Below are 15839 nucleotides of genomic sequence, written 5' to 3' on the forward strand. Positions count from 1 at the left end.
GCGAGCGCCGACGCCATCGCCGTACGCGACCGCACCCTGTCGTGCGGCCGAAGCAGCTGCCCACCCGAGCAGCGGCGGCAGCCACCGATGCCGCACAGGGCGGCGGACAGCCGTACCGCTATGGGCGGCCACCCGCCCAGCCAGCGGCGCCGGGCTCCGCCGGCAGCTGCGGGCCTTCGTGCTGCCAGGGCGGCGCGAGCGGGCACATCGGCGCCTCCGACCGCCGAGCCGCGGACTCGCCCCCTGCCCAGTACCGACCACCGGGCGACCGGCCGACGCCGACCCAGTCGCCCTCGCCCGCCCTTGCGCAGCTCAGCTCAGCTCTTCGACGATCCCGCCGGAGCGGAAGCCGTGCCGGAGGATGTCGCGGACTTGCAGCTCGTCTGCTCCGCCATCGCCTTGCCGACCTCCCCCTGCTCCAGTTCCTTCAAGGCGTTGCTGCCGGTGTTGCTGAGCTTCTCCAGCTCCGTGGCGACGCCTTCGAGTCCGTCCGCGAACTTCGCCTGGTCCTTCGTGTCCAGCGCGTCCGACTTCTTCTTCAGATCGGCGTACGCCGTCGACAGCTGATTCAGCTCCGCGACCGCGGCCTTCTGCTTCTTCGCGCCTTCCTCGACATCCGGCGCCCCGGCCTTCTGGATGGCCGTCGCCATCGCCTTGTAGGCGTCGGAGATGTCCTGGAAGCCCTGCGAGTCGGCCTTCTGCACGTCCGCCGGCGCGCTGTCGTCCGAGGTCTCCTTCTGGATCGAGGCGTTGGCCGCCGCGATCTTCTTGATCTGCGGCTGCACGGAGTCGCAGACATCCTTGGCCCAGGTGTTCAGCTTGTCGTTCGTCTCGTCGCTGCTGCTGCAGCCGGACAGCGCCAGTACCAGTACCGCACCGCCGGACAGTGCGGCCGCGAGCTTCTTGTTCACCGGATTGGTCCCTTCCATGGCTCTCGGCCCCGGAACATACACGCCAGATGGGTGGCACCTGTGTGCCGAGCACCCCCAGTGTGACCTTTTGTAACCATTTGCACCAAGAGAGAGAAGGCTCACGGAGAACATCGGCACACACAGGAGCGGGCGGCCGACGCGTCAACACGCGCCGCCCGCCCGCTCCTTGAGCTGGGCCCTCACCTGGGCCTCGTAGGACGGCCTACGAAACCACCGCTGGATCCGCCGACTTGGCCACCCGCTCGGAGTTGCCTTCGTCACCCACGGCGATGCCGCGCCGCTTCGACACGTACACCGCCCCGACGATCACGGCGATCGAGGCCACCGCGATGGCGACGCGCAGCCCGACGCTCTTGTCCTCGCCGTAGCTGAACTGGACGACCGCGGGCGCGATGAGCAGTGCGACCAGGTTCATCACCTTCAGCAGCGGGTTGATGGCCGGTCCCGCGGTGTCCTTGAAGGGGTCGCCCACCGTGTCGCCGATGACGGTCGCGGCATGGGCCTCGCTGCCCTTGCCGCCGTGATGGCCGTCCTCGACGAGCTTCTTGGCGTTGTCCCAGGCACCACCGGAGTTGGCGAGGAACACCGCCATCAGCGTCCCGGTGCCGATCGCGCCCGCGAGATAGGCGCCGAGCGCGCCGACCCCGAGCGAGAACCCGATCGCGATGGGCGCCATGACGGCGAGCAGACCGGGCGTGGCCAGCTCCCGCAGGGCGTCCCTGGTACAGATGTCGACGACCTTGCCGTACTCCGGCTGCTCGGTGTAGTCCATGATCCCGGGCCGCTCACGGAACTGCCGGCGCACCTCGTAGACCACCGCACCGGCCGACCGCGCGACCGCGTTGATCGCCAGCCCCGAGAAGAGGAAGACGACCGCGGCGCCCGCGATGAGCCCGACGAGGTTGTTGGGCTGCGAGATGTCCATCATCAGGTTCATCGGGGCGTCCGGGCCGGAGACCTTCTCGCCGACGTCGTTCGCGGCCGTGAGGATCGCGTCGCGGTACGAGCCGAAGAGCGCGGCGGCCGCGAGTACGGCCGTGGCGATGGCGATGCCCTTGGTGATGGCCTTGGTGGTGTTGCCGACGGCGTCGAGGTCGGTGAGCACCTGCGCGCCCGCGCCCTCGACGTCGCCGGACATCTCGGCGATGCCCTGTGCGTTGTCGGAGACCGGCCCGAAGGTGTCCATGGCGACGATGACGCCGACCGTGGTGAGCAGTCCGGTGCCGGCGAGTGCCACCGCGAACAGCGCGAGCATGATCGACGTACCGCCGAGCAGGAACGCCCCGTACACGCCGAGGCCGATCAGCAGCGCGGTGTAGACGGCCGATTCGAGACCGATGGAGACGCCGGCGAGGACGACGGTGGCCGCGCCGGTGAGCGAGCTCTTGCCGATGTCCCGTACGGGACGCCGGGTGGTCTCGGTGAAGTAGCCGGTCAGCTGCTGGATCAGCGCGGCGAGCACGATGCCGATGGCCACCGCGAGGACCGCGAGGACCCGTGGGTCGCCGCTCTTGCCGAGGATGGCGTCGTCCGTGACGCCGTCCAGGTCCGCGTACGTCGACGGCAGATAGGCGTAGACGGCGATGGCGACCAGCACCAGCGAGATCACCGCGGAGATGAAGAAGCCGCGGTTGATGGCGGACATGCCGCTGCGGTCGCTGCGGCGTGGCGCCACCGCGAAGATGCCGATCATCGCGGTGAGTACGCCGATCGCGGGCACGATCAGCGGGAAGGCGAGTCCGGCGTCGCCGAAGGCCGCCTTGCCGAGGATCAGCGCGGCGACGAGGGTCACGGCGTACGACTCGAAGAGGTCGGCCGCCATGCCCGCGCAGTCGCCGACGTTGTCGCCCACGTTGTCGGCGATGGTCGCGGCATTACGCGGGTCGTCCTCCGGAATGCCCTGTTCGACCTTGCCGACCAGGTCGGCGCCGACATCGGCCGCCTTGGTGAAGATGCCGCCGCCGACCCGCATGAACATGGCGATCAGCGCGGCCCCGAGGCCGAAGCCCTCCAGGACCTTCGGTGCGTCGGCCGCGTACACCAGCACCACACAGGAGGCGCCCAGCAGGCCGAGCCCCACCGTGAACATGCCGACGACGCCGCCCGTGCGAAATGCGATCTTCATTGCCTTGTGCGAGACGGCGGTGAGATCTTTTTCCGGCTCTCCTTCAGCCGGTGTCGCTTCCCGGGCCGCCGCGGCGACGCGCACATTGCTGCGCACGGCCAGCCACATACCGATATAACCGGTGGCCGCCGAGAACGCCGCGCCGATCAAGAAGAACACTGATCGTCCGGCGCGCTGATTCCAGTCGTCCGCGGGCAGCAGCATGAGCAGGAAGAACACCAGGACGGCGAATACGCCGAGGGTGCGCAACTGCCGCGCCAGATAGGCGTTCGCGCCTTCCTGTACGGCCGCCGCGATCTTCTTCATGCTGTCGGTGCCCTCGCCGGCCGCGAGCACCTGGCGAACCAGGACCCCGGCGACAGCGAGCGCGGCCAGTGCCACGACGCCGATCACCATGACGATGATCCGGTTGTCGTCGGTCAGTACCGCGGCTGCGAAGTTCGTCGGATGGTCAAACTGCTGAGGGGTAGAAAGCCCCGCCATTCGTCCTCCTTGACGCTTGGGCTGAGCTCAAGATGTGGACGGATTGTAGGGAGCGGAACCTGATCAAAACAGTGCGCGGCAAACGGAATTAGCCTTCACATGCCCGTCAGCAAATGATCCGCGTCTCGTCACACTACTCGAAAGAGGTAACCCCTCAAAGGCATTGACACTTGATCAAATTATCGCGTGATTGATCGTGAATTCCTTCACGAATTCAGGTGTTCCGATGAACGTTTCCATGAACATCCCGATGAACTTCCCGGTGAACGCCTGGAAGGACGAAGATCGGAACAAATGAAAAGGGCCCTGCTCAGCAGGGCCCTCGGGTGCTACTTGATGTTGTAAGGAGTCATGCGGGAGTCATGAGGGTCAGGGCAGCACCGCGATCGACGGCGTCGTCGGCCACGTCATGCGGATCAGTCCGCCGTTCTGCCCCGCGGTGACCTCCACGTCGTCGACGAGGCCGCTGATGACCGCGAGGCCCATGTCGTCCTCCTCGCTGTCCATGTCCGCGTCACCACCGGCGCCCGATCCCTTGTCACCGGGGACGCTGTGCGGCGCTTCGTCGCCCACCTCGATGGAGAACTGCTTCTCCTCCTCGATCAGCGACACCTGCACAGGCGCCGAGATACCGCCGCTCTGATGCAGTCCGACGGCACGGGTGCACGCCTCGCCGACAGCCAACCTGACCTCGTCGAGGACGGCCTCGTCCACTCCGGCCCTGCGCGCCACCGCTGCCGCCACCAGTCGGGCGGTCCGGACGTGCTCGGGCAGCGCGCTGAAGCGGAGTTCAACGGTGGCCATGCATCCCCCTCAGAACCTCGGGCGTGCTGTCAGAGGGCCGGGCCCTCGGGCCCGGTCCCCCTCATTCTCGTCTCTGGCCGTTCCGGGCGCAGGGCCCGGGCGGGCGTGATCAGTCGGTGGCCGCCACCGCTTCGTCGACCGAGGTGTGGATGGGAAACACCTTGGTCAGACCGGTGATGCGGAAGATCTTCAAAATGCGCTCCTGGTTGCACACCAGGCGCAGCGAGCCCTCATGGGCCCGTACTCGCTTCAGGCCACCCACCAGCACGCCGAGCCCGGTGGAGTCGAGGAAGTCGACGCCCTCCATGTCGACGACGAGGTGAAAACTCCCGTCGTTGACCAGCTCGACCAGCTGCTCACGCAGCTTGGGGGCGGTATAAACGTCGATTTCGCCACCGACCTCGACGACCGTACGATCGCCGACGGTACGGGTCGACAGGGACAGGTCCACGGATCCTCCAGCACCTTGCTATCGAGCGTTCGCCCCTCGGGACACCTCGGCTTGAAAGCCCCCGGGACGGTTCGCCAGCCGCGATGGCATTCAATCACTTACCGGCAGGCGTGCACGACGCCTTGGCTCCATTGTCCGTCACGCCGGTGACACACTCGGTGCCGATGGCCAAGAATCACCGATCCGATCGATCCTCGACGGACACCGCACCCAGCCCCTCGCCGAGCACGGTCCTGGACCGGCTCGCCTCGGGGCCGAGCCGGGCTTCGCGCATCACTCATACGGAGCATGTGCCCCCGCGCGCGGGCCGCCATGCCGTCTGGCCCGACCGGATCCGATCGGAAGTCATCGCCGCCGTACAGGCCGCGGGAATCGAACATCCCTGGGCCCACCAGGCGAGTGTCGCCGAGCACGCCCTCGACGGCGACTCGGTCGTCGTCGCCACCGGCACCGCCTCCGGCAAGTCGCTGGCCTATCTCGTGCCGGTGCTGTCGCGGCTCGTGGACGGCTCCGAGGCGCCCAACGGCCGTGGAGCGACCACGCTCTACCTGGCCCCCACGAAGGCCCTCGCGGCGGATCAGTGCCGATCCGTGAAGAAACTTTCACAACCTCTCGGAAACGCCGTCCGCCCGGCCGTGTACGACGGCGACACTCCCGTCGAGGAACGCGAGTGGATACGCCAGTACGCCAACTACGTCCTGACCAACCCCGACATGCTGCACCGCGGGATGCTTCCCTCCCACCCCCGCTGGTCCTCCTTCCTGCGCGCCCTGAAGTACGTGGTCATCGACGAGTGCCACACCTACCGCGGCGTCTTCGGCTCCCATGTCGCCCAGGTCCTGCGCCGACTGCGCCGCCTGTGCGCCCGCTACGGCGCCGAACCCGTCTTCCTGCTGGCGTCCGCGACCGCCGCCGAGCCCTCCGTGGCCGCAGGCCGCCTCACCGGCGTCCCGGTCACCGAGGTCGCGGACGACGCCTCGCCCCGCGGTGAGCTGGTGTTCGCCCTCTGGGAACCCCCGCTCACCGAGCTGCACGGCGAGAAGGGAGCACCGGTACGGCGTACGGCGACCGCCGAGACCGCGGACCTGCTGACCGACCTGACCCTCCAGGGCGTCCGCTCGGTCGCCTTCGTACGCTCCCGGCGCGGCGCCGAACTGATCTCGGTGATCGCCCAGGAACGCCTCGCCGAGGTCGACCGCTCCCTGGCCCGCCGCGTGGCCGCCTACCGCGGCGGCTACCTCCCCGAGGAACGCCGCGCCCTCGAACGTGCCCTGCACTCCGGCGAACTCCTCGGCCTCGCCGCGACGACCGCCCTCGAACTCGGCGTCGACATCGCCGGCCTCGACGCCGTCCTCATCGCCGGCTACCCGGGCACCCGCGCCTCCCTGTGGCAGCAGGCGGGCCGTGCGGGCCGCGCCGGCCAGGGCGCCCTCGCCGTCCTCGTGGCCCGCGACGACCCACTGGACACCTTTCTGGTCCACCACCCCGAGGCCCTGTTCGACCAACCGGTGGAATCGACCGTCCTCGACCCCGACAACCCGTACGTCCTGGCCCCGCACCTCTGCGCCGCCGCCGCGGAACTGCCCCTGACCGACGAGGACCTCGGGCTGTTCGGCCCAGCATGCGAGGAGCTGCTGCCGCAGCTGGAGGCCGCGCAGCTGCTCCGCCGCCGGGCGAAGGCCTGGCACTGGACGCGCCGCGAACGCGCCGCCGACCTGGCCGACATCCGGGGCCAGGGCGGCCGCCCCGTCCAGATCGTCGAGGCCGGCACGGGCCGTCTCCTGGGCACGGTCGACGCGGGCGCCGCCCACACCACCGTCCACGAGGGCGCGGTCCATCTGCACCAGGGCCGTACGTACCTGGTGCGCCAACTGGACCTGGAGGACTCCGTCGCCCTCGTCGAACAGGCCGACCCGCCGTATTCGACGGTCGCCCGCGACACCACCGCCATCTCCGTCCTGGAGACCGACACCGAAATGCCCTGGGGCGACGGCCGGTTGTGCTTGGGCTCCGTCGAAGTCACCAACCAGGTCGTCTCCTTCCTGCGCCGGCGCCTCATCACCGGTGAGGTGCTGGGCGAGAGCAAACTCGACCTCCCTCCTCGTACGCTGCGCACCCGGGCCGTCTGGTGGACCGTCACCGAGGACCAGCTGGACGCGGCCCGGATCAACCCCGAGATCCTCGGGGGCGCCCTGCACGCCGCCGAACACGCCTCGATCGGCATGCTCCCGCTCTTCGCGACCTGCGACCGCTGGGACATCGGCGGGGTCTCCGTCCCGCTCCACCCCGACACCCTGCTCCCGACGGTCTTCGTCTACGACGGCCACCCGGGCGGCGCGGGCTTCGCGGAACGCGCCTTCCACACCGCCCGCGAGTGGCTCACCGCCACCCGGCAGGCCATCGCCTCCTGCGAGTGCGAGGCCGGGTGCCCGTCCTGCATCCAGTCCCCCAAGTGCGGCAACGGCAACGAGCCGTTGCACAAACGGGGAGCCGTGCGGCTGCTGGACGAGTTGCTGCGGGGGGCTTCGCCGGTCGACCAGGCGCCTTAGAGCTCGGGAGGAACCGTGGTCGGGCGGCTGCGGGCCGTGTGGGGCCGGTCGCGCGGTTCCCCGCGCCCCTGACGGCCCTACGGGCCGATGAGCGGCGGGCCCGCTCTCGCCCTGGACTCCACGCTGAACGGGCCCCTGCCCGACGCCGCCGTCACATCCGAGATCTCTCCCTCCACATCGCACCTCACCAGTCGGCCGCCCTGAGCCCGCGCCACCCCTTCCGCCGTCGCACAGGCGGCCTCGCCGCCCCGCATCCAGTGGTCGGCCGCGGCGAGGGCCGCGAGGTCGGCGACACCGGCCGCCCGATGCCGGATCACGATGGCCTGGCCCATGGCCAGTACGACGCCGAACACGAGGCACAGCACGCCGAGCACGCCGACGACCCAGACGGTCGCGGAACCTCGGTCCGACCGCGCGGCCCGCGACAGCCGGCCCGGCCATGAGGGCCTCCTCATCCGCCGCTCACCCCCACCGTCTCCTCCGCCAGTGCCACGGCCTCATGGCGAAGGTCGAGGCCGAGCCGGCCCGGCCCCGGCGACCGGGCCGAGACCGTCACCCGCACATGGTCGCCCTCCCGGCCCACCTTGACCTCCGCCCCGTCCGGCGCCGCCCGCCGGGCCGCCGCCAGGGCCGCGCCCGGCGGATCCTGCCGGGCCGCGGCCCTGGCCCCGATCCTCGCGGCGTCCACACACTGGATCTGCGCACAGGCGGCGAGCAGGGCCCACACCAGCGCCATCGCGAACAGCACCAGCACGGGCAGGACCATGGCGGCCTCGGCCGTCACGAACCCGTCGTCGCCGCCCAGACGCCTGCCGCGCCGCCGCGGCTCACGCGCCACCACTGAGCGCCCTCGCCACGATCTGCTGCAGCTCCGCCTGGACCTGCCCGCTGGTCACTACCTTGTAGAGCACCGCCGCGAAGGCCACGGCCGCGGCCATTATCTAGTGTTGTCAAGCAAAAGTGCAGGTAAACCAGCGAGAAGCTGTTCTGGCAAGTAAGGCAAGTTCCTCAGCAGCCGGGGGCTAATGCTGGTGGGCTCGCGTATTCAACTGTCGCGTGTTGGTCCACCGGCAGCCCTCGTGCAGTGACTTTGGGTAACTGGGCTGGGGCCTTTGGGTTCGGGCAATGCGGTCGTAACAACTCGGACAGGATGGCCGGTCGAATGTGTGCCATGGCGTCTGGCTCGACTCGGCATCGCGTCAGTCGCAGGCTCGCCGGGATCGCGCAAGGCAAACAGGCTGACTGGCCCCCAAAAAGATCTTGAGGAGCTGGTAAAGAGAACCCGCCCCTACTCCCTCTACAGGGGTGTACGGCCGCCGACTCCACGTCCTTGGAGCGCTACAGGCCGCAGACTTCGAGGAGGGTGTTCGGTGGAAATCGTCGGCGCAGTAGTGATCGGGATCCTGCTCCCCAGCGTCAAGAAGCTGGTCAACAGCCTGGCCTACCGCAACGAGGCCCGAGGCAAGGCCGAGATCATTCGGGCGCGGCGCGAGGCTCGCGAGACGGTGAGCGGGCGGGGTGCGGGGAAGGGGTCGAAGCGGGGGAGGACCGATGCGTGAGGACAGTCCGGAGGGCACGGAGCAGCCCGAGGAGTCGGTGGAGTCGGTGTATCGGCGCCGCCGCGGCGAGTTGGTGGGCCGGGCCCGCAAGCTGCTGCAGCGGGCGGAGGTACCGTCCGGCCAAGCCGACGCCGAGGACATCGTGCAGAGAGCCGTGGCCGCTGCTCTGGGGAGTCGGTCGGACATCCTGGAGCCGCGTGCGTACCTGCACCGGGTGATCGAGCGGGAGGTAGAGAAGGAGGGTCGGGAGCGACGCCGCCGGTATGAGGTGGAGATCGACCGGAGCCGCGACCTGCTGGAGATTTTCGCGCAGCTCGACACGGACCACGCGCGGATCGTGGACAACCGCCTCGCCGTGCGTGCGGCCCTCGGTGAACTGCCCCCCGAACAGCGCAAAGCCGTCTATGCCACTAAGGGCCTGGGCTACAGCCAGCGGGAGACAGCCAAACTGCTGGGCAAGAAGCCCGGCACCATCGGGGTGCAGGTCGCGCAAGCCGTTGCCGTGCTCGCGTCTCTCCTCGCAACCGTCGTCGTGTGCACCTTCAAGATGCTGTCCTCCGCTACGAGCTGGGGCGGACCGGGGCACCCGGGCAGTCCTTCCGGTCCGGCCTTGTATCAGGGGTGGCCGACGGCGCTGTTGTTCACACTGCTGTTCGTCGGCGCAGGCCTTGCGCCAATGGCCTGGTGGGCATACCGGTCGGAGAAGGTGCGCCAGCTACTTCGGCTCTCACCTCCGCCTGGGCCCAGACGGCTGACGTGTCCGCACTGCAGCCAACGGGCGCTGCACAGGGAACTGACGGCCGAGGAAAGGTCGTGGGTGATTGGCATCGACACGACGGGCCGCTACCGCAAGAGTATGCGGCGCAACAGGCTTATGGTGTGCCCGGCTCCGTCATGCCGCCGTCTCACGGACCCGGATGACCTCCTCGTGCATGAACGTTCTAAAATGCATGTGTTTCTGCCGGATGAGGTCGTCGACCCGCTCGGTCTGCGGGAGGAGCCCGGCAGCATCGACTTCTGATCCGCGCAGCTGCCACCGCACTAGTCCGTGGCGGTGGCGGCTTTGGTCCTCACGGCGGCGAGCTCCTGGCGGGTGGTCTCCAAGGCGCTGCTGTCGACCTAGGCCTGGCCGTGGCCGAGCTGCGCGGGGCCGGACACGAGGTAGACGCCGAGGTACTGGCGCACATCTCCCCAGTCCGCAGCCAGGCGGCCAACTGCTACGGCTCCATCACCGTCGGCTACGACCGCGAAATCGCCCAGCTCGACGAGCACGGTCACTGCACACCACCGTCGGCGCCACTGATCCCGCATGAGAAGCCCCGGAACCAAAGCGACGCGGGACGCGTTTCTTACTTCATGCGAAATCATGGCGAGACCATAGGAATCGGTGTGCCGTCAGCGGACCCGCCGGGTCCGCCAGAGGCGAAGAGGGAAAGGTCGGCATGACGCAAGGGTGGAAGATCACGGTCATCGCGCTGGCGGCAGTTGGGATCGTCACCACGCCGCTGATCTGGCTGCTGGACAGTCCCGGTGCGGGAGCCCTGGCCGGGGCCTCCATACAGGCCGCCGTTGGCATCGCGGCCCTGGTCTGGGCCCTGTTCCAGCACCCGGGAAACCGTACCGAGGACACGGCCGTACGGACCGGGACTGCGCGCGCGAGCGGCGGGGGCCGGGCCACCACAGGTGTCAAGCGTCCTCAGGGTCGCGGCAGCGGATCGGCGAGGGCGGAGAAGACCGGGAACGCCACCGCCACTGGCGACGACAGCAGCGCCACCAGCGGCATCGACTACAGCTGACCGGACCGGTTGAAGCACGGGCGGCAAGAGTCGGAAGAAGGACGATCACGTGGCCGAGGAAAACAGCAATCGGCGCGCCTCCTACGCAACCGGCGCGGAGGTCACGGTGACCGACACCGGGGACGCTACCGCCTCATCCGGGGGCACAGCGGTGACCGGCTGCCGCGGCTCGGCCCCGGGAACCGGCCGCGCCCCCGGTACTTCGGTACACCTGTCCCAAACCGGGGACGCGACCGCCACCAACGGCGGAACCGCCATCAGCGGTAACGTCGGTACGCTGACCGTGCAGCCGCGCACGCCTCAGGAACCGGCCCCCTGGCCGCACCAGGTCGGCATCCTCCCCCCTGCGGCGCGGTCTTTCCAGCATCGCGCCGAGACGGACCGGCTGCGCACGGCGGTCGACGGCGGTGGCACCACGGTCCTGACCCAGCTGCTGACAGGGATGGGCGGGGTCGGCAAGACCCAGCTCGCCGCCGACTACGCCCGCACCGCCTGGAACGACGACGGCGCAGTCGGCGGCCTGGATGTCCTGGTGTGGACCACCGCGAGCGCCCGCTCACCCATCGTGACCGGATACGCCCAGGCCGGCGTCGAGCTGTGCCGGGCCGATCCAGACGATGCGGAGAAGGCTGCCCGGTCCTTCCTCGCCTGGCTCACCCCCAAGGCCGGAGCAAAGCCGTGCCGGTGGATGATCGTCCTGGACGACGTCACCGACCCCGCCGACCTGAACGGCCTGTGGCCGCCGGCCAGTCCTCACGGCCGCATCCTGGTCACCACCCGCCGCCGGGACGCCGCCCTCACCGCCCACGGCCGCCACACCATCGAGGTCGGCCTGTTCACCCAGGATGAAGCCCTCACCTACCTCACCGGCTCCCTGATCGACCGCAGTGAATCCGTCGACCAGCTGACCGCCTTGGCCAAGGATCTCGGATATCTGCCCCTGGCCCTCGCCCAGGCGGCCGCGTACCTCATCGACACCGGCGAGAGCGTGGCCGACTACCGGGAACTGCTGGCCGACCGCACCACCACTCTCGCCGATGCCTCCCCCGATGCCCTGCCCGACGACCAGGCTCTGCCCCTGGCCGCCGCCTGGTCCCTGTCTATCGATCGCGCCGACACCCTGCGCCCTGTCGGCTTGGCCCGCCCGATGCTTCAGCTGACCTCCCTGCTCGATGCCAACGGCATCCCCGAGACCGTCCTGACCAGCGAGCCCGTTCTCGCCCACCTCGCCACACACCGCACCCGCACCGACCAGGCCCCCGCCGGGGCATCGACCCCGGTATCCGCCCGGGACGCGAGGCGTGCCCTGAGCGCCCTACACCGGCTCAGCCTCATCGACTACACCTCCGCCACCCCGCACCAGGCTGTCCGCGTCCACCAACTCATCCAGCGCGCCACCCGCGACACCCTCACCCCCCACCTACACGACCAGAACGTGCGTACCGCCGCGGACGCCCTACTCATCGTCTGGCCAGTCATCGAACGCGACACCGCCCTTGCCCAGGCCCTCCGCGCCAATACTCGAGCCCTGACCGCCTGCGCCGAAGAGGCCCTATACCGGCCGGTCGCCCATGCGGTGCTGCACCGCATGGGCGACAGCCTCGGCGAGGCCGGGCAAGTTACCGCCGCCCGCGACCACTACCAGCACCTCACCCAAGCCGCACGCCACCACCTTGGCGCCGACCACCCCTACACCTTGGCTGTCCGCAGCGCCCTTGCGCGCTGGCGGGGTGCGGCGGGGGATGCAGCCGGAGCCGCCGACGCCTGCGCCAAACTGCTGGCCGACCAAATGCGGGTGCTGGGTGAGGACCATCCCGACACTTTGGCTGTCCGCAGCGGCCTCGCGCGCTGGCGGGGTGAGGCGGGGGATGCGGCCGGAGCCGTCACCGCTTTCGCCGAACTGCTCGCCGACCAGGTGCGGGTGCTGGGTGAGGACCACCTCCACACCCTCAACACCCGAAACAACCTCGCCTTCATGCGCGGCCGGGCGGGGGATGCGGCCGGGGCCGCCGAGGCCCTCGCCGAACTGCTGGCCGACCGAGTGCGGGTGCTGGGTGAGGACCACCCCGACACCCTCACCACCCGCAGCGGCCTCGCGCGCTGGCGGGGTGAGGCGGGGGATGCGGCCGGGGCCGCCGAGGCCTTCGCCGAACTGCTGGAACACCGAGTGCGGGTGCTGGGTGAGGACCACCCTCACACCCTGGCCACCCGAAACAACCTCGCCTTCATACAGGGTGATGCGGGGGATGCGGCTGGAGCCGTCACCGCTTTCGCCGAACTGCTGGCCGACCGGATGCGGGTGCTGGGCGAGTGCCACCCCGACACCCTGGCCACCCGGTACAACCTCGCCGCCATGCAGGGCCGGGCAGGGGATGCGGCCGGGGCCGCCGATGCCTTCGCCGAACTGCTGGCCGACCAGGTGCGGGTACTGGGCGAAAACCACCCCGACACCCTGGCTGTCCGGGGCTCCCTTGCGCGCTGGCGGGGTGCGGCGGGGGATGCAGCCGGAGCCGCCGACGCCTTCGCCGAACTGCTGGCCGACCAGGTGCGGGTACTGGGCGAAAACCACCCCCACACTCTGGCCACCCGAAACAACCTCGCCGCCATGCGGGGTGCGGCGGGGGATGCGGCCGGAGCCGTCACCGCTTTGGCCGAACTGCTGGCCGACCAGGTGCGGGTACTGGGCGAAAACCACCCCGACACCCTGGCCACCCGGTACAACCTCGCCGCCAGGCAGGGCCGGGCAGGGGATGCGGCCGCGGCGCCGCATAACGACCGTTCGTGAAGCACAAAGGTCAGCACGGCGTTCCTTCAGACCGTCGCTGTCACACGTGCCGTGTACGCGCCTGTGTCACGTGCAATCCCTTCATGTTCACGGATCAAGATCAACGGTGCGTGCGGCAGGTCCGGCGTTGCCCGGGGAGCTGGCTGGAGTGCTGTACAGGCGGCCCGGGCGGGAACTCTCTGTTGTTACCGTGTGTGCTTATAGGTGAACGACGTGTGGTTGTCCGGTGCCGGGATGGTGGCGGGCGGCCGATCTGGGCGGAGGGGTGAGGGACATGCTGGTCGAGGCGTTGACGGTGCTGGCGGCGGCAGGTGGTGGCGCGGTGGTCCAGGCCGCGGGTACTGATGCGTGGAACGGGCTGCGCCGGAGGGTCGCGGATCTCTTCAGTAGTGGCGGCACCGCGCGGCAGCGCGCCGAGCTCGAACGCCTGGACCACACCGCGCGGGTGCTGGCACCGGGGACTTCGGCTGACATCGCCAGGGACCGGCTGCGGCAGGAGGGTCTGTGGCAGGGGCGGTTCGAAGCCCTGCTGGAGAGTCTCGATGCCGGCGGGCGGGAGCGCGCGGCAGGCGAGCTGCGCGAGTTGTTGGTGTTCGTCGCCGATTCGGCCGGTGATGCGGCGGTCGCGACGGGCAGGGCTGTCGCCCGCGACGGCGGCAGCGCGGTCACCGGCATCAAGCGCGCGGACGGTGGCCGGTCGGGCCCCGCGAAGGCGGTAGGCACCGGGGACGCCGAAGCCGACGGGCCGGGCTCCAACGCGGTCAGCGGCATCGTCAGCGAATGACCCCCCGGCACCATTATGGCTGTACGAATGGCGGAGGGACGACATGGTCAGATGGCCGTGGCGCAGGAGCGGCTCCGGCAAGAGCGCTGGCGCACCCACCGGGGCGGCCACGGGCAGCGGCGGCCGGGCGCCCCGGGCCGCCGACACCGCCCGGCCACCCGCCGCGCCCGGCGCCGGGGCAACCTGGCAGGAGGTGCTCTACAGCGGGAACCCGACCGCCACCAATGGCGGGATCGCTGTCAGCGGCATCTACACCGACAACTCCAGCGTCACGCTGCCGCCGCAGGCGCTGCGGCCTCCCGCCGAGGTCGACGCCCCCGCGGGCCTGGACGCCCTGCCCCCACTCCCAGAGGCGTTCGTCGGACGCGGCCACGAACTCGACCGCCTTGACGCCGCCCTCAGTGCCCCCGGCGCGGCACTGGTCCAGGCGGTGCACGGGCTCGGCGGAATCGGCAAGAGCACCCTGGCCGCCCACTGGGCCGCAACCCGCCCCCACGGCCACGCACCGATGCGGTGGATCACCGCCGACAGCCCCGCCGGCGTCCAGCAGGGCCTGATCGACCTGGCTATCGCTCTGCAGCCCGCCCTGGCCAGGGCCCTGACCGCCGAGGCGCTCGCCGAATACGCCTCGCAGTGGCTAGCTACTCACACCGGCTGGCTGCTCGTCCTGGACAACGTCAACGACCCCGCCGACATCGCCCCCCTGATCGCCCGCGCCCCCGACGGCCGCTTCCTGATCACCAGTCGGCTCGCCACTGCCTGGAACAACGCCACCACACTGGTCCGCCTCGACGTCCTCGACCCGGCCGACTCCCTCACCCTGCTCACCCACACCGTCACCGCCGCCGGCCCCCGCACCCTGGACGGCGCAGCCGAGTTGTGCGAAGAACTCGGCCACCTGCCACTGGCGATCGAGCAGGCCGCCGCCTACCTCGCGCAGAACCCGCTCACCACCCCCCGCGCCTACCTGCACCTGCTCGACGAGTACCCGGCGGCGATGTACCGCCACGGCGCAGTCACCACCCCAGCCGAACGCACCATCGCCCGCATCTGGAACCTGACCCTGGACCGGATCACCACCCTCCAGCCCTCGGCCGCCGACCTGCTGCGCACCCTGGCCTGGTACGCCCCCGACCACATCCCCGCCACCCTGACCGACGACCTCACCGACCCGCCCGCACGGAGCGCGGCGATCGGCCTGCTGACCGCCTACAGCATGATCACCCCCGACCCCGGCACCGGCACCCTGGCCGTCCACCGCCTCGTCCAGGCCCTCGCCCGCACCCCCGACCCCGACGACCCCCACCGCGCCCCCCACCACATCGGGCAAGCCCGCACCCACGCCACCGCCCACCTGCGCGCCGCCCTGCCCGCCACCTGGGACACACCCGCCGCCTGGCCCGCCTGGCGCACCCTGCTCCCCCACATCGACGCCCTGGCCGACCATGCGCCCGCCGACACTGACACCGACACCACCGCACTCCTCCTCAGCTACGCCGGGCTCTTCCTCATCGGCCACGGCCAGCTCACCCGTGCAACCAACTACCTCCGGCGCACCCTGGTTTACACGG

Annotated in this window: 15 protein-coding genes; 7 read left to right on the plus strand and 8 right to left on the minus strand. The window is 70.2% G+C overall.

Features of this window, described 5'->3' with window-relative positions; genetic code table 11:
• Positions 1–317: 317 nt before the first annotated feature.
• The 4 genes from I8N67_RS34715 to bldG all read right to left on the minus strand — a co-directional run bounded on the left by I8N67_RS34715 (position 318) and on the right by bldG (position 4795).
• Positions 318–929, minus strand: coding sequence for a small secreted protein (locus I8N67_RS34715; protein ID WP_200308265.1), 612 nt, complete (start codon positions 927–929; stop codon positions 318–320).
• Between the two features lie 205 nt (positions 930–1134).
• Positions 1135–3540: a sodium-translocating pyrophosphatase gene (locus tag I8N67_RS34720; protein WP_200308266.1), complete on the minus strand. Its 2406-nt coding sequence runs from the start codon at positions 3538–3540 to the stop codon at positions 1135–1137.
• A 369-nt stretch (positions 3541–3909) separates the two neighbouring features.
• Complete coding sequence (locus I8N67_RS34725; protein ID WP_200308267.1) at positions 3910–4344, minus strand: ATP-binding protein; 435 nt, start codon at positions 4342–4344, stop codon at positions 3910–3912.
• 109 nt (positions 4345–4453) lie between these two features.
• The gene (gene bldG / locus I8N67_RS34730; RefSeq protein WP_005475923.1) at positions 4454–4795 is read right to left on the minus strand and encodes an anti-sigma factor antagonist BldG; all 342 of its coding nucleotides are present in this window, start codon (positions 4793–4795) and stop codon (positions 4454–4456) included.
• An 83-nt stretch (positions 4796–4878) separates the two neighbouring features.
• Here bldG and sftH point away from each other — a divergent pair, with 83 nt between their 5' ends.
• Positions 4879–7344 (plus strand): DEAD/DEAH box helicase, encoded by a 2466-nt coding sequence (gene sftH, locus I8N67_RS34735; protein ID WP_200308268.1) that lies wholly within the window; start codon positions 4879–4881, stop codon positions 7342–7344.
• A gap of 77 nt (positions 7345–7421) precedes the next feature.
• On the opposite strand, the gene I8N67_RS34740 is transcribed toward sftH, so the two are convergent.
• From I8N67_RS34740 to I8N67_RS34750, 3 genes are read right to left on the minus strand one after another with little or no spacing between them, the layout of a single operon-like run.
• Positions 7422–7799: an Rv3654c family TadE-like protein gene (locus tag I8N67_RS34740; RefSeq protein WP_200308269.1), complete on the minus strand. Its 378-nt coding sequence runs from the start codon at positions 7797–7799 to the stop codon at positions 7422–7424.
• Positions 7796–8185, minus strand: a complete 390-nt coding sequence (locus I8N67_RS34745) for a TadE family type IV pilus minor pilin (protein ID WP_200308270.1) — start codon at positions 8183–8185, stop codon at positions 7796–7798. Before I8N67_RS34745 ends, I8N67_RS34740 begins: the two co-directional genes overlap by 4 nt.
• Positions 8172–8282, minus strand: coding sequence for a DUF4244 domain-containing protein (locus I8N67_RS34750; protein WP_200308271.1), 111 nt, complete (start codon positions 8280–8282; stop codon positions 8172–8174). Before I8N67_RS34750 ends, I8N67_RS34745 begins: the two co-directional genes overlap by 14 nt.
• 432 nt (positions 8283–8714) lie before the next feature.
• Between I8N67_RS34750 and I8N67_RS34755 the strand changes: the two genes are divergently transcribed.
• Both I8N67_RS34755 and I8N67_RS34760 read left to right on the plus strand, forming a co-directional pair.
• A complete protein-coding gene (locus I8N67_RS34755) occupies positions 8715–8903 on the plus strand; it encodes a hypothetical protein (protein ID WP_200308272.1) in 189 nt (62 codons plus the stop codon).
• Positions 8896–9924 (plus strand): RNA polymerase sigma factor, encoded by a 1029-nt coding sequence (locus I8N67_RS34760; RefSeq protein ID WP_200308273.1) that lies wholly within the window; start codon positions 8896–8898, stop codon positions 9922–9924. The genes I8N67_RS34755 and I8N67_RS34760 overlap by 8 nt, the downstream gene beginning before the upstream one ends.
• Positions 9925–10022: 98 nt before the next feature.
• Here I8N67_RS34760 and I8N67_RS34765 read toward each other — a convergent pair whose 3' ends face one another.
• Positions 10023–10214, minus strand: a complete 192-nt coding sequence (locus I8N67_RS34765; protein ID WP_200308274.1) for a hypothetical protein — start codon at positions 10212–10214, stop codon at positions 10023–10025.
• A 131-nt stretch (positions 10215–10345) separates the two neighbouring features.
• Here I8N67_RS34765 and I8N67_RS34770 point away from each other — a divergent pair, with 131 nt between their 5' ends.
• The 4 genes from I8N67_RS34770 to I8N67_RS34785 form a co-directional block, all read left to right on the plus strand.
• Positions 10346–10699, plus strand: a complete 354-nt coding sequence (locus tag I8N67_RS34770; RefSeq protein WP_200308275.1) for a hypothetical protein — start codon at positions 10346–10348, stop codon at positions 10697–10699.
• A 49-nt stretch (positions 10700–10748) separates the two neighbouring features.
• A complete protein-coding gene (gene fxsT, locus I8N67_RS34775; protein WP_307835457.1) occupies positions 10749–13484 on the plus strand; it encodes an FxSxx-COOH system tetratricopeptide repeat protein in 2736 nt (911 codons plus the stop codon).
• Positions 13485–13758: 274 nt separating this feature from the next.
• On the plus strand, positions 13759–14268 hold the full coding sequence (locus tag I8N67_RS34780; protein WP_200308276.1) for a hypothetical protein: 510 nt from the start codon (positions 13759–13761) through the stop codon (positions 14266–14268).
• 43 nt (positions 14269–14311) lie between these two features.
• Positions 14312–15839: NB-ARC domain-containing protein (locus I8N67_RS34785; protein ID WP_200308277.1), on the plus strand; the 1528-nt coding region annotated here is incomplete at its 3' end.

It is taken from the genome of Streptomyces adelaidensis, assembly GCF_016598475.1.
Taxonomy (GTDB): Bacteria; Actinomycetota; Actinomycetes; order Streptomycetales; family Streptomycetaceae; genus Streptomyces; species Streptomyces adelaidensis.

Bases quoted from the DNA above. Each gene is read 5' to 3' on its own strand.
- I8N67_RS34720 (WP_200308266.1), bottom strand. From the start codon at position 3,540: ATGGCGGGGCTTTCTACCCCTCAGCAGTTTGACCATCCGACGAACTTC.
- I8N67_RS34770 (WP_200308275.1), top strand. From the start codon at position 10,346: ATGACGCAAGGGTGGAAGATCACGGTCATCGCGCTGGCGGCAGTTGGG.
- I8N67_RS34725 (WP_200308267.1), bottom strand. From the start codon at position 4,344: ATGGCCACCGTTGAACTCCGCTTCAGCGCGCTGCCCGAGCACGTCCGG.
- I8N67_RS34765 (WP_200308274.1), bottom strand. From the start codon at position 10,214: ATGCGGGATCAGTGGCGCCGACGGTGGTGTGCAGTGACCGTGCTCGTC.
- I8N67_RS34715 (WP_200308265.1), bottom strand. From the start codon at position 929: ATGGAAGGGACCAATCCGGTGAACAAGAAGCTCGCGGCCGCACTGTCC.
- I8N67_RS34750 (WP_200308271.1), bottom strand. From the start codon at position 8,282: ATGGCCGCGGCCGTGGCCTTCGCGGCGGTGCTCTACAAGGTAGTGACC.
- I8N67_RS34740 (WP_200308269.1), bottom strand. From the start codon at position 7,799: ATGAGGAGGCCCTCATGGCCGGGCCGGCTGTCGCGGGCCGCGCGGTCG.
- I8N67_RS34760 (WP_200308273.1), top strand. From the start codon at position 8,896: ATGCGTGAGGACAGTCCGGAGGGCACGGAGCAGCCCGAGGAGTCGGTG.
- sftH (WP_200308268.1), top strand. From the start codon at position 4,879: ATGGCATTCAATCACTTACCGGCAGGCGTGCACGACGCCTTGGCTCCA.
- I8N67_RS34780 (WP_200308276.1), top strand. From the start codon at position 13,759: ATGCTGGTCGAGGCGTTGACGGTGCTGGCGGCGGCAGGTGGTGGCGCG.